This is a genomic window from Dolichospermum sp. LEGE 00240 (assembly GCF_015207875.1).
In the GTDB taxonomy this organism is placed as follows: domain Bacteria; phylum Cyanobacteriota; class Cyanobacteriia; order Cyanobacteriales; family Nostocaceae; genus Dolichospermum; species Dolichospermum gracile.
The window spans coordinates 1-12,824 of record NZ_JADEVZ010000032.1 but is presented as its reverse complement, the minus strand read 5'-3'; the positions used below and the strand labels follow the sequence as shown (position 1 = coordinate 12,824).

General features: G+C 43.8%; 8 protein-coding genes. 4 read left to right on the top strand and 4 right to left on the bottom strand.

Going from position 1 to position 12,824, the window contains the following annotated elements:
• Positions 1–124: 124 nt before the first annotated feature.
• The 3 genes from rpoB to rpsT all read right to left on the bottom strand — a co-directional run bounded on the left by rpoB (position 125) and on the right by rpsT (position 5,509).
• Complete coding sequence (gene rpoB / locus IQ226_RS12375; protein ID WP_193895841.1) at positions 125–3,463, bottom strand: DNA-directed RNA polymerase subunit beta; 3,339 nt, start codon at positions 3,461–3,463, stop codon at positions 125–127.
• A 754-nt stretch (positions 3,464–4,217) separates the two neighbouring features.
• The gene (locus tag IQ226_RS12370; RefSeq protein ID WP_193895769.1) at positions 4,218–5,003 is read right to left on the bottom strand and encodes a TatD family hydrolase; all 786 of its coding nucleotides are present in this window, start codon (positions 5,001–5,003) and stop codon (positions 4,218–4,220) included.
• 218 nt (positions 5,004–5,221) lie between these two features.
• On the bottom strand, positions 5,222–5,509 hold the full coding sequence (gene rpsT, locus IQ226_RS12365) for a 30S ribosomal protein S20 (RefSeq protein ID WP_039202355.1): 288 nt from the start codon (positions 5,507–5,509) through the stop codon (positions 5,222–5,224).
• A 471-nt stretch (positions 5,510–5,980) separates the two neighbouring features.
• Between rpsT and hisD the strand changes: the two genes are divergently transcribed.
• Together hisD and IQ226_RS12355 are read left to right on the top strand one after the other, a co-directional pair.
• On the top strand, positions 5,981–7,276 hold the full coding sequence (gene hisD / locus IQ226_RS12360; RefSeq protein ID WP_193895767.1) for a histidinol dehydrogenase: 1,296 nt from the start codon (positions 5,981–5,983) through the stop codon (positions 7,274–7,276).
• A 133-nt stretch (positions 7,277–7,409) separates the two neighbouring features.
• Positions 7,410–8,579: a homocysteine biosynthesis protein gene (locus tag IQ226_RS12355; protein ID WP_193895765.1), complete on the top strand. Its 1,170-nt coding sequence runs from the start codon at positions 7,410–7,412 to the stop codon at positions 8,577–8,579.
• A gap of 128 nt (positions 8,580–8,707) precedes the next feature.
• Here IQ226_RS12355 and IQ226_RS12350 read toward each other — a convergent pair whose 3' ends face one another.
• On the bottom strand, positions 8,708–9,721 hold the full coding sequence (locus IQ226_RS12350) for a hypothetical protein (protein ID WP_193895763.1): 1,014 nt from the start codon (positions 9,719–9,721) through the stop codon (positions 8,708–8,710).
• A gap of 391 nt (positions 9,722–10,112) precedes the next feature.
• Here IQ226_RS12350 and IQ226_RS12345 point away from each other — a divergent pair, with 391 nt between their 5' ends.
• Complete coding sequence (locus IQ226_RS12345; protein ID WP_193895761.1) at positions 10,113–11,018, top strand: Tfp pilus assembly protein PilF; 906 nt, start codon at positions 10,113–10,115, stop codon at positions 11,016–11,018.
• 430 nt (positions 11,019–11,448) lie between these two features.
• Positions 11,449–12,714, top strand: coding sequence for a class I SAM-dependent DNA methyltransferase (locus IQ226_RS12340; protein ID WP_228039396.1), 1,266 nt, complete (start codon positions 11,449–11,451; stop codon positions 12,712–12,714).
• Positions 12,715–12,824 lie beyond the last annotated feature (110 nt).

Genomic DNA, 12,824 nt, shown 5'->3' with positions numbered 1-12,824 from the left:
AGAAGGAAGAAAGAAGGAAGAAGGAAGAAGAAAGAAGAAAGAAGTAAATTATTTATACCCCTGCTCCCTGCCCCCTGCCCCCTGCTACCTGTTCCCTGTTCCCTGTCACCTGTCACCTGCCTCCCTAATCGTCCCCTTCCAAAGATTCACGGGAAAGGGACTCATAGGTGGGTCTAGGTGGTGTGCGGCGAGCGGCTTGGTCTGCCATCAGGTCTACCTCCACATCCAAAGAACTGCCATCTGCTTGGGTTTCTACCTTATGCACAGCAATATCTAAGCCTAAAGACTGCAACTCGCGCATCAATACCTTGAAGGATTCAGGAGTACCAGGACGGGGAATAGCTTTGCCTTTGACGATCGCATTCAGTGCTTCATTCCGTCCCTGCATATCATCGGACTTGACTGTTAACAACTCCTGCAAGGTATAAGCAGCCCCGAAAGCCTCCAGCGCCCACACTTCCATTTCTCCAAATCTTTGCCCACCCTGTTGAGCCTTACCACCCAACGGTTGCTGAGTCACCAAAGAGTAGGGACCTGTGGAACGAGCGTGAATCTTGTCATCAACCAAATGCACTAGTTTGAGCATATAGGCAACACCGACAGTAATCGCCCGGTCAAAGGGTTCGCCGGTGCGACCATCATAAACCATGATTTTGCCGGCATTGTCGGGGTTATATACCCAATCCTTAGCAGTTTCGTCTCTGGCTTCTTGGAGTTTGCCGTGAACTAGGCGACGGGAAGTTTCTTCCCCATACATTTCATCAAAAGGAGTAATTTTGAACCTCACTCCCAAATTATGACCAGCCCAACCTAGCAAACATTCAAACACCTGACCGACGTTCATCCGGCTAGGTACACCCAGGGGATTGAGAACAATATCTACAGGTGAACCATCGTCTAAATAGGGCATATCTTCAGCAGGCAGAATCCGGGAAATGATCCCTTTGTTACCATGTCTCCCTGCCATTTTGTCGCCAACTTGGATTTTGCGCTTTTGAGCTACATAAACCCGGACTACCATATTTGCCCCTGGTGGCAGTTCATCACCCTGTTCACGGGTGAATAACCGGACATCAACTACCCGACCTTTTTCACCATTGGGAACTCGCAGAGAGTTGTCGCGGACATCGCGGGCTTTTTCCCCAAAGATAGCCCGGAGCAGTTTTTCTTCTGGGGGTTGGTCTGATTCTCCTTTGGGTGTTACCTTCCCTACGAGAATATCTCCAGCATCTACCCATGCCCCAATGCGAATAATCCCTTGTTCATCTAACTGTCTAAGGGCATCTTCACCGACGTTGGGAATTTCTCTGGTGATTTCTTCAGGTCCCAGTTTGGTTTGTCGCGCCTCGATTTCGTATTTTTCAATGTGAATAGAGGTATAGATATCTTCCTGCACCAAGCGCTCGGAAATGAGAATCGCATCCTCGTAGTTGTAACCTTCCCAGGGCATATAGGCGACAACGATGTTTTGTCCTAATGCCAGTTCTCCCCCTTCTGTGGAAGAACCATCTGCCAATACCTGACCGGCAACGACTTTTTCGCCAATTCTCACCAATGGTTTTTGGTTTAAGCAGGTATCTTGGTTAGAGCGTTGATATTTGGAAAGTTTGTATTTCAGTTCTTGCCCTTTCTCAATAACTTGACTACCACTAGCTGCGGACAATTGACCGCTGGCACGGACACGAATTTCTGTGGCATCAACATAGACCACATCGCCATCTGTGCGGGAAACTATGACCATCCCGGAGTCTCTCGCCGCTTGGGCTTCTAAACCTGTTCCCACTAGGGGGCGTTCTGGTTTTAACAGGGGTACTGCTTGGCGTTGCATATTGGAACCCATCAGCGCTCGGTTAGCGTCGTCATGTTCCAAGAAAGGAATCATGCTGGTAGCTACTGAGACGATCTGGACTGGGGATACTGCCACGTAATCCACTTGTTCAGGGCTGGTGGTTGTCCAGTCTTGGCGATAGCGAACTGGTACTTGTGGTCCTTTGATGTAACCGTTTTCATCGAGGGGAACGTCACCGGTGGCTGTGCGGAGGTCGTCTTCTTCGTCTGCTGTCATGTAGACGGGCGGAACATCGAATAAGACTTTGCCGTTTTCTACTGGTCTAAAAGGTGTTTCTAGAAAACCGTAGAGGTTAACACGGGCATGGGTAGCTAATGAACCAATCAGTCCGGCGTTTGGTCCCTCTGGTGTTTCGATGGGACAAATCCGTCCGTAGTGGCTGGGGTGAATATCTCGCACTGCAAACCCGGCTCTTTCTCTGGTGAGACCACCTGGTCCCAAGGCACTGAGGCGGCGTTTATGGGTCAATTCCGCTAAGGGGTTGGTTTGATCCATGAACTGACTTAGTTGGCTCGAACCAAAGAATTCTTTGATGGCTGCGACTAAGGGTTTGGGGTTAACTAGGGATGCGGGGGTGAGAACTTCGGCATCGGATACGGTCATCCGTTCTCGAATAATTCTTTCTAAACGATTTAACCCGACTCTGACTTGGTTTTGCAGTAACTCCCCAACGCTTCTGACTCGACGATTTCCGAGGTGGTCAATGTCATCAATGCTACCGATGTCGTATTCTAGGTTAATGAGGTAATCAATGGCGGCGAGAATGTCCCCAGGGGTGAGGACGCGCATGGTGTCAGGGGCGGAAAGACGCAGTTTTTTGTTGAGTTTATAACGACCAACTTTGCCCAGGTCATAGCGTTTAGGATCAAAGAAGCGGGAGTCTAAAAGCTGTTGTCCGCCTAAAACTGTAGGTGGTTCACCGGGACGAAGTTTTCGATATAATTCCATTAGGGCTTCTTCTTCGGAAAATTGCCCTTCTTTTTCGATGGTTTTTTGGAAGTATTCTGGATGGCGCAGGGCATCAAAAATTTCGTTGTCGGATAATCCCAGTGCTTTCAGAAGTACCTGGGCGGATAGTTTCCGGGTTTTATCTATCCGTACCCAAACTAGGTCATTACGATCTGTTTCAAATTTGAGCCATGCGCCCCGGTTAGGAATTAAGCTGGCGGAATAGGTACGTCTGCCGTTTTTATCAATTTCTGATTTATAGTAAACTCCAGGCGATCGCACAATCTGATTGACAATGACGCGCTCGGCTCCATTAATTATAAATGTGCCTCTATCTGTCATTAAGGGCAAATCACCAATAAATACTTCTTGTTCTTTAATGTCTCCTGTTTCTTTGTTCAGTAGCCGGGTAGGAACATACATTTGCACTGCATAGGTGCTGTCTCTCCGCTTGGATTCTTCAACGCTGTATTTAGGTTCTTTGAGTTTATAGTTATTACCTAAAAAGTGCAGTTCTAGTTTGCCAGTGTAGTCTGTGATGGGACTAAAAGAATTCAGTTCTTCTATTAGCCCTTCTTCTAGAAACCAGCGAAAGCTAGAACGCTGAATTTCAATCAAGTCGGGTAACAGAAAGGCGGATTCCATGTATTTGTCGTCGTTAGTCATGCCTTTACCTTTATCAACCTGGTTAAACTTTAAAGGAAGCCGATAGCTTGCGTGGCGCAGCCATAGCTGCGAGTCTGCCATGAAGGCTTTGTGCTAAAATATGAATTCAAAGGTATGAAGTCCATAAGCTTGAGAATAAATAGTCTGTTGCTAGATTTTTGACTGATAGTGCAAGAGTCGCGTCAGCCCTAACATTTCTTTCTACTTCACACTTTTTCATCTTTTACACCTCGCACTTGATCCTGGCTGTGGATTCCCAAAACTGGGGACTGACACCGTAGTAGGATTTGATAGGGCAACGTTGTGTTTAAGGCTGCACTATGGATTTGATATTGCTATGATTGTCTGGAGTGGACAATTACTTTTAACGATTTTCTTTATTGTTTGATATACCAAAGGATTGCTGTTTCCACCTTTTCAAGTTTTTTGAGAGTGAAACCTTGGTTGCCATTGCTTGTGATCTATTGAGAGCATCCGTTTGTAGAGATTTAAGTGGATGGGCAGACAATGTTGGATTTTAGATTGGGGTCGCTTCGATTGATTAAGCGGGCTAAAACCACAAATTCTCGAGCCGGCTAATATCGGGTTGATAACAGCACAAATTGAGCTTTAGGAATTATTATCCTTCCTTTACCATTATGGCTTGACCTCAATGTTTTCGAGGGAATAATTTTAGCACATTTTTATCCTCCTCATAGTTTCTTGCCTCTTGCCTCTTGCCTTGCCATAACGATAAATTTTAACGCCTACCTACTTATAATGAGAGACCGAATAATCTACAGGCATTTTGGGTGGTTTTCTGGGCAATTTCTTCTATTGTTTCGGCTCGTAGTTTTGCTAGTGCTGCCGCTACATAGCGAACATAAGCCGGTTCATTGCGTTTTTCACCCCGTTTAGGAACGGGTGACAGAAAAGGACAATCTGTTTCTATCAGCAAGCGATCGCTATCCACCATAGCCGCGCTCGCTTGAATAGTCTGAGCATTCTTGAAGGTAACAGTGCCGCTGAAGCTAATATAGAAGCCTAAATCCAGAAACCATTGAGTTTCTTCCGGTGTCCCTCCCCAGCAGTGCATGACACCCCGTACTCTTTCTCCATGCAATTTCCGCCATTTTTGCAGTATGTCTCTGACAGCAGGTGCTGCATCACGACAATGGATGATCACTGGTAAATTGAGTTCACAAGCGATCGCTAATTGTGATGTAAATACTTGCTGTTGATGCTCATAATTATCTGCTTTGTAAAAATCCAACCCCATTTCCCCAATGGCTACCACCTGGGCATGAGAACTGGCTAAAGACTTGATTTGGGTAGCTGTTTGCTGATCCCATTTATGAGCATCTAGAGGATGTAGCCCTACAGCAAAACTAAGTTCAGGAAACTGCTCTGCTATAGCTTGAATACTCGCAAATTCCTGGGGATGAACACAGGAGTGGACTAATCTCACTACTCCTGCTTCTTGCCACCGAGAACGTACGGCTGCTAAATCTGGCTGAAAAGTGTCAAAGTTAATGTGTACGTGGGTATCTATAAGTTGCATGACTTGTCGGTGAAAAATTTTAGATTTTGGACTTTAGATTTTAGATTGAGAATCTTTGGTACAAGCTCCGCCATGAGAGAGGGGAATTAATCCCAAATCACCAATCTAAAATCATCAGTCTCCACAGTTGAGGGTAGAAGTAAATCCAAAATCAAAAATACTCGCTGCGTACGCTGCGCTAAGGTAAATCCCAAATCTCTTGACCACTGAACTATTGACTAAGCGGTAAGGGTTTTGTGTTTATGAGCCAATCTAGATTTTTTTCTGGCTCCATTGTTGGGATGCAGTACGCCAGTTTTTACAGCTTTATCAATTTTGCTGTAAGCTTCGGACATTCTCGCTTCCACTTCCTGCTTGAGTTCTGTTGTCGGGTTAGCAGCACAAGCTTCCACAGAACTAAAGTATTTTTTCATCAGCGTTCTTACGGCTGATTTATATGCTTTATTACGCAGTCGGTTACGTTCTGCGATTTGTGCGCGTTTAAGAGCAGACTTTGTATTCGCCACAGTAATTCCAAAAAAGACTATTAATTATGTACACACACTACTAGGTTTAATAAATATAGCATTATTTTCGCTAATGTGATAGGTTCTGCAAAAAAATATTTTATTTGGGCGGAAAAGCTGATGAGATCCCCTGAAAAAATAGATTAGAATGATTTACTGACAAGGAAACCAGGTCAATTCCCTCAATTCAGACTGCGGGAATGTTAAATTTCTCAGGCTGTCTGAATTTTATCAAGTAGTATCAAAAAAAATCCAGGTTAAGCTAGAGAAGAGAATTACATTCAGCTTGATCCTCTAACGCCGCCCAGCGGAAGTCGAAAGTCAAAAGTCAAAAGTCAAAAAGCTTGATATTTTAGGCTTTTTAGCTATTGTGAATGGTTGTTCTACTAACGCGATGTTGTCGTAGCTGGTCTCAAGCTGAGATGGTTCTTATTTTGTGAATATTGTAAAATTTGGTATTGTCATTACTCCATGCTGCGAATTATTACTCAGCAGGCAGACGTTAGATCAGAACTTCAACGGATCTGCGATCGCACCCAGGATGAACAGGTACTTCATAAAGAAGCAACAGTCCGCGAAGTGTTGCAAGCGGTGAAGCGCCAAGGCGACAAAGCTGTACTACATTATACAGCCGAATTTGATCACCAAATTCTGAAAGCAGAAGAACTCAAGGTAACAGGATCGGAACTGGATGCAGCCTACCAACAGGTATCCAAGGATCTACTCCAGGCGATTCGTCTAGCTTGCCAAAAAATAGAGGCTTTTCATCGTCAGCGCGTCCCCAAAAGCTGGGTACAGTTTGGCGATGATGAAGTAGTTTTAGGCAAACGCTACACCCCGGTAGATCGAGCGGGTTTATATATACCAGGCGGTAGAGCCTGTTATCCTAGTACGGTGTTAATGAATGCCATTCCGGCAAAAGTGGCAGGTGTGCCTCGTGTAGTGATGGTGACACCAGTGAGAGGCGGTAAAATGGTGAATCCTGCGGTTTTGGTAGCGGCCCAAGAAGCAGGGGTTCAGGAAATTTACCGTGTAGGAGGCGCTCAAGCCATCGCAGCTTTAGCCTATGGCACGGAGACTATCCCCAAAGTCAATGTGATTACTGGACCCGGTAATATTTATGTCACCTTGGCTAAAAAGTTAGTTTACGGAACTGTGGGCATTGATTCTTTAGCAGGTCCGAGCGAAGTGCTGGTGATTGCTGATGAAACAGCTAATCCTGTGTATGTAGCAGCGGACTTATTAGCCCAAGCAGAACATGATCCGATGGCGGCAGCGATTTTGCTGACAACGGATGCGGGGTTGGCGAAAAAAGTGCAAATGGCGGTGGAAAGACAATTGGTAGATCACCCGCGCCGGATAGATACGGAAAAGGCGATCGCCCATTATGGTTTAATTGTGGTGGTAGAATCCCTCGCCGCCGCCGCCGAACTGTCCAACGAGTTTGCACCAGAACACCTAGAATTAGAAGTTGCTGATCCTTGGGCTTTAATTAACCAAATTCGCCATGCTGGAGCGATTTTCCTGGGTAGTTCCACACCTGAAGCTGTAGGCGATTATTTGGCAGGTCCCAACCATACCTTACCTACTTCTGGTGCAGCCCGTTATGCTTCCGCTTTAGGGGTAGAAACATTTTTAAAACACTCAAGTATTATTCAATACTCACAAACTGCCTTGGAAAAAGTGGCATCTGCCATTGACATCTTAGCAACTACAGAAGGTCTACCTTCCCATGCTGACTCCGTTAAACTCAGGGTAGAGGATTGACCAGGAATTTGAGATTTGAGATTTGAGATTTTAGATTAAAAGAATTTGGTACAATCCCCGTCCTGAAGGATGGAGTCAATCCAAAATCCAAAATCGTCAATCCAAAATCGAGTGATAGTCCTTCAGATTAAAAATGCGAACAATTGCGGAAATTAATGAAAGAATCAGCCGAAAACGGGCGGTAGTCTGGACGGTTGAAGAGTTAAAAGCGCGAGTTGCCGAAATTGGTGTGACTAAAACCGCCAAGGAAGTAGATGTAATTACCACTGGCACATTTGAGCCAATGGAATCGAGTGGTGCAATTATTAACTTAGGACATACTGACCCACCCATTAAAATTCGGCGTTGCTGGTTGGATGGAGTTCCAGCTTATGCTGGTTTTGGGGCAGTAGATTTATACTTGGGTGCTAGTTGTCCAGTTGACTCTTTAGATGGGGAAGAAGTGCGAGAACATGGTGGTGGTCATGTAATTGAGGATTTAATTGCCGGTAAATCTATCCAAGTTCGCGCTGTAGGACAAGTTACCGATTGTTACCCTAGAGCTACATTTGAAACCACTGTCACCCGTGACACTATCAATCAGTTTTATTTATTTAATCCGCGCAATCTTTATCAAAATTTTATTGTTGGGGTGAATGGAGGCGATCGCCCACTGCATACCTATTTAGGACCATTGCAACCCCGTGTAGGGAATGCAGTCTATTCTAACCCTGGTTCGCTGTCACCCCTCCTCAATGACCCCGATTTACAACTTGTGGGGATTGGGACAAGGATTTTTCTCGCTGGGGGTATTGGTTATGTAGCTTGGGAAGGGACACAACATTTTCCCTTGCAAAAGCGTTTAGAAAATCGGACACCTATTGGACCATCGGCAACTTTAGCGTTAATTGGTGATGCTAAACAAATGGATGCGCGATGGATACGGGGTTGTTATTTTAAAAGCTACGGACCATCTTTAATGATGGGTGTAGGTGTACCATTGCCAGTTTTAAATGCTGGTGTGGTAGAACGCTGTGCTGTCCAAGACAAAGACCTAGTAGCGCCAATCGTAGATTTTTCAATTCCTCGTCGTGTCCGTCCTACCTTCGGTTTAGTGAGTTACGCGCAACTTAAATCTGGGCGTGTCACTATTGAAGGGAGGACGGTACGAGTAGCTTCTTTAGCTAGTTTGTTTCTTTCTCGACAAGTAGCCCAAGAGTTAAAACTCTGGATTACAGAAGGGAAATTCACTCTCACTGAACCAGTAGCCCCAATTCCTATGGAACGTTCTTTTTTACCCCAAGACCGTTGGACGGAATTTTGAGATGAGGAGTCAGGAGTCAGGAGTCAGGAGTTCAGGAGGAAGAAGAAAGAAGGAAGAAGAAAGAAGAAAGAAGAAGATAATTTTCTCCCCTGCTCCCCTGCTCCCCTGCTCCCCTGCTCCCCTGCTAATTAATCCCCCGCAGGTTTAGGCTTTTTAACTGGCTTAGGAGTGGGGGTTTTTGGTACGGGTTTAGTGATGACTGTGGAATCACCGCCCGTCTTTTTAATGGGACGTGGGGCTTCTCCATTGCGTCTGGGAGGGAATGGCTTTCTACCACCACCACCAGCACCACGAGGCGCTCCTTTGAAGGGTGGTTTGCGTTTTTTGGGTAAATCGGCGATCGCTTCAGCATTAACTATTACTAATGCGTCAGCTTCCCGTTTAACATTGAAGTCCCAGAACTTACCCACAGCTTTGGTGGTTAATACGCCCTTGAGTTTCAACTTAAAATATTTAGCTTTATCAGTAGGTTTACGGGGAGCTTGTTTGATTTTCACCACCAAACTCCTTTCGTCAAAGGACTGGTAAACTACCTCACCACGCACAGAAAAACCACCATCAGGAACTGCTGATGAGGGTTTTGGCTGAATGGTTGACGCTACGCTACCGTTATCAGACACTACGGGAGAGTTATGTAACTTTCGCGCAGTCGGATCTGGGACATCTGCATCTAGTTCATATTTTGCCAGATTTTCTGGTTCCCAAACACCAACAATTTGCAGGTGCAATGCGTCATTTTCTTGTCTAGTGCGGGGATAAACTACCCATAGATGTTCTTTTTCTAGGTCTAAGTGATTTTTGACTAAACTCATAATCCGACCTAAAAGGACGGCATTAAGTTCAACCCCATCTTTTGTGATGAGTGTTCCTTGGGTGAACTGTTCATCACTAGCATGGTAACACCCCCTAATTAACCCAATAGCTCGGTATTGAGTCGGTTCACTAGGAGGGGGAATTGGTTGTTCTCGATTAGTCAAATGTCCATTAGAATCAGGTTTGCTAGAGCCAGTGAGAGAACTTTCCAGTTTAGAGGATTGGTCTGCTAATGTATTAGCATTAACAGGGGATTCAATCTCTTTTACGCCTTGGTTAGAGGCTGTGAAATTTGCGGATTCAGAAGACGGCATCAGGTCGGAATTCATAAAAACTCCTTGCGGCACAAGACATACCCCATTATGGGATTTAATAAAGACAAAGGAAAAGAGCCAGTGTGTAACTGATTAAAGTATATTTCTTTTTAATCTGGCTACTCGCTTAATGCTCTGTACGAAAATCAAGACGCAAAACCCCACATTTATACACTAAATGTGCAATTTAGCGTCTTTAATCCAGTTATGGCTTACGCCAAGCTACGCTATCGGAAGCATAGCATAGCGATAATTCTGACGGGTCTTCCTAAAGTCATCACTTACTTTAGCAGGATAGATATTTATTTGTTATAAAATTCACAGACAAATGACCGTATTCCGCAAAGTTTTGGAAATTTTTAACTTTGCCATTAATTTCATTACCATTTAGGAGCAGAATAATATTGTGTCTGAATCGCGTAATCGCTGGGTAGTCCGAGTAGTGTTAGCTTTCGCTGTTGTTGCTTTTATAGGGGTTTCTATTATACCTATAATCACAGCGATTAACCCTGAATCATCACCACAGAATCAGCCTACTGCTGAACCTAAAATATCTTCATCGGAGCAAAAGTCAAAACTGGAAGATCAAGTTCGGGGTTATGAATTAGTTTTACAAAAAGATACAGAGAATCAAACTGCACTCAAGGGACTTTTGCAAGCACGTCTGGGTTTGTTGAGTCAAAAGAGCCAAGGGGAAGTGAAACCAGCGGATATTCAAGCTGTGATTGAACCTTTGGAAAAACTTGCTAAACTCAATCCCCAACAGTCAGAGTATGGGGTTTTATTGGCACAGGCTAAACAACAAATTGGCGATAAGGAGGGGGCTGCTCAAACTTACCGGACTATTTTAACGACAAAACCGGGCGATTTGAAGGCTTTGCAGGGGATGGTAAATTTGCAATTAAGCGAAAAGCGTCCAGAAGCAGCTATTGGTTTATTACAAGAAAGTTTGGCTGCTGCTACCCAAGCTAATACTATTCAACCGGGAAGTGTGGATGTAGTTGCAGTGCAGGTACTTTTAGGTAGTGTTTACGCTTTTCAAAAGAATGATGAGAAAGCTATCTCTACTTATGATGAAGCAATTAAGAAAGATGCTCAAGATTTTCGCCCTGTGTTAGCAAAGGCAATGCTGTTTAAGCAACAAGGTAAGCTTGATGAAGCAAAACCTTTGTTTGATAGTGCCACAGCTTTAGCACCGGCTCAATATAAGGACGAGATTAATAAAGCCGCAGCTTCTAATCCTACTCCCACGGAATCACCTACGCCTTCATCCACAGAATCACCTACGTCATCTCCTACGGCTACTCCGTAAGGGTTTGGGGGATAGGGGATAGGAAATAGGGAGTCAGGAATACAGGCGTTTTGGTTTTCAATCAATATGTTAAATTAATTTTCCTTGGGTACTTACCAATTGTATGTAGGGCTTGCTGAAAAAGTCTTTCCGTTAGGGCTAGGAGTCAGAAGTCAGGAGTCAGGAGTCAGGAGGAAGAATTAGAAGGAGATCAGAATATTCTAAAATCTGGGTAAATGAACGGTTTTTGATGCTTTCATCGCTTATTTCTTGCACCTGCTCCAATTTTTTTAGCCTGAAACTGTTGATATATCTAGGTTTTTGCTTTATTCAGCAACCCCTATGTAAAACTGCTTATGTTTATTGCCCCTGGCAATGGGGGTATTTTTGTGTGCATCTTCATACAGAATTGGTATAAGTCCTATTAAATATTCAATTACTGAAAATTACTATGGTGACAACTACGGGAAATACAAATCATCAAGAGTTAGTCGGTTTTATTTGGAGTATAGCCGACAAACTCCGGGGACCTTACCGCCCTCCCTCATATCGGCGAGTGATGTTACCTTTGATAGTGTTGCGGCGGCTAGATGCGGTATTAGAACCAACTAAAAAAGCTGTACTGGAAGCCCAAGTAAAATATGAGGGGATGGGGATAAAAGGAGACGCGCTAGAAAAAGCGATCGCCAAAGTTGCCACTGGTACAGATAGAACTCAACCTTTATACAACATCAGCAAATTTACATTTAATAAATCTGATACCTCATCCACAGAACCTAACTATGTTCCCCAATATGTAAGTTTATTGAGTGACCCAGATGGCATTACCAGTAACTTACGTAATTATATCAATGGCTTCTCCCCCAGAGCGCGAGATATATTTGAAAAATTTGATTTTGATGCGGAAATAGAAAAACTCGATGAAAGTAATCGCTTATATTTAGTGATTAAAGAACTTTGTAACCCAGAAATAGATGTATCACCAGAGAAACTTTCTAACCTACAAATGGGTTATTTATTTGAAGAATTGGTGAGAAAATTTAATGAACAAGCCAACGAAGAAGCAGGGGACCACTTTACACCCCGTGAAGTAATTCGCCTGATGGTAAATTTGGTTTTCTGTGATGAACAAGATGTCTTTAAACAAGGTATTTATCGTTCTATTTATGACCCCACAGCCGGAACAGGGGGAATGTTATCAGTAGCAGAAGAACATATTAAAAATCAGAATCCCCAAGCTAACTTAGGATTATTTGGGCAAGAATATAACCCCGAATCCTATGCTATTTGTTGTGCAGATTTACTGATTAAAGATGAACCCATTGATAATATCATTTATGGCGATACATTGGGAGTAAAAAACGCCAAAGTTAAGAGTAATAACTTCTTACCCCATGACGGACACCCTGATAAAAAATTTCATTATATGTTTGCCAATCCTCCCTTTGGAGTAGAATGGAAACCAGAGGAAGAATTTGTTAAAGATGAATATGAAAGCTTAGGATTTAATGGCAGATTTGGCGCAGGTTTACCACGCATTAATGATGGTTCATTGTTGTTCCTCCAACACATGATTTCTAAAATGCACAAACCACCAGAGGAAGGGGGAGAAGGTTCAAAAATTGCCATTGTCTTTAATGGTTCACCTTTATTTACAGGAGATGCGGGCAGTGGTGAAAGTAATATTAGAAGGTGGATCATAGGACTTACGCATTGACAAAGTAGTAAAATAGTGTATTGATAAAAAGTATCATCTACTTATCAGGTATCGGACAATTAGAAAAATCAGCAAACCTTCCACAGCACAATGCAATCTGGAACATTACA

Coding starts and splice junctions, on each gene's coding strand:
- IQ226_RS12350 (WP_193895763.1), bottom strand. CDS start 9,721: ATGAATTCCGACCTGATGCCGTCTTCTGAATCCGCAAATTTCACAGCC.
- IQ226_RS12355 (WP_193895765.1), top strand. CDS start 7,410: ATGCGAACAATTGCGGAAATTAATGAAAGAATCAGCCGAAAACGGGCG.
- hisD (WP_193895767.1), top strand. CDS start 5,981: ATGCTGCGAATTATTACTCAGCAGGCAGACGTTAGATCAGAACTTCAA.
- IQ226_RS12340 (WP_228039396.1), top strand. CDS start 11,449: ATGGTGACAACTACGGGAAATACAAATCATCAAGAGTTAGTCGGTTTT.
- IQ226_RS12370 (WP_193895769.1), bottom strand. CDS start 5,003: ATGCAACTTATAGATACCCACGTACACATTAACTTTGACACTTTTCAG.
- rpoB (WP_193895841.1), bottom strand. CDS start 3,463: ATGACTAACGACGACAAATACATGGAATCCGCCTTTCTGTTACCCGAC.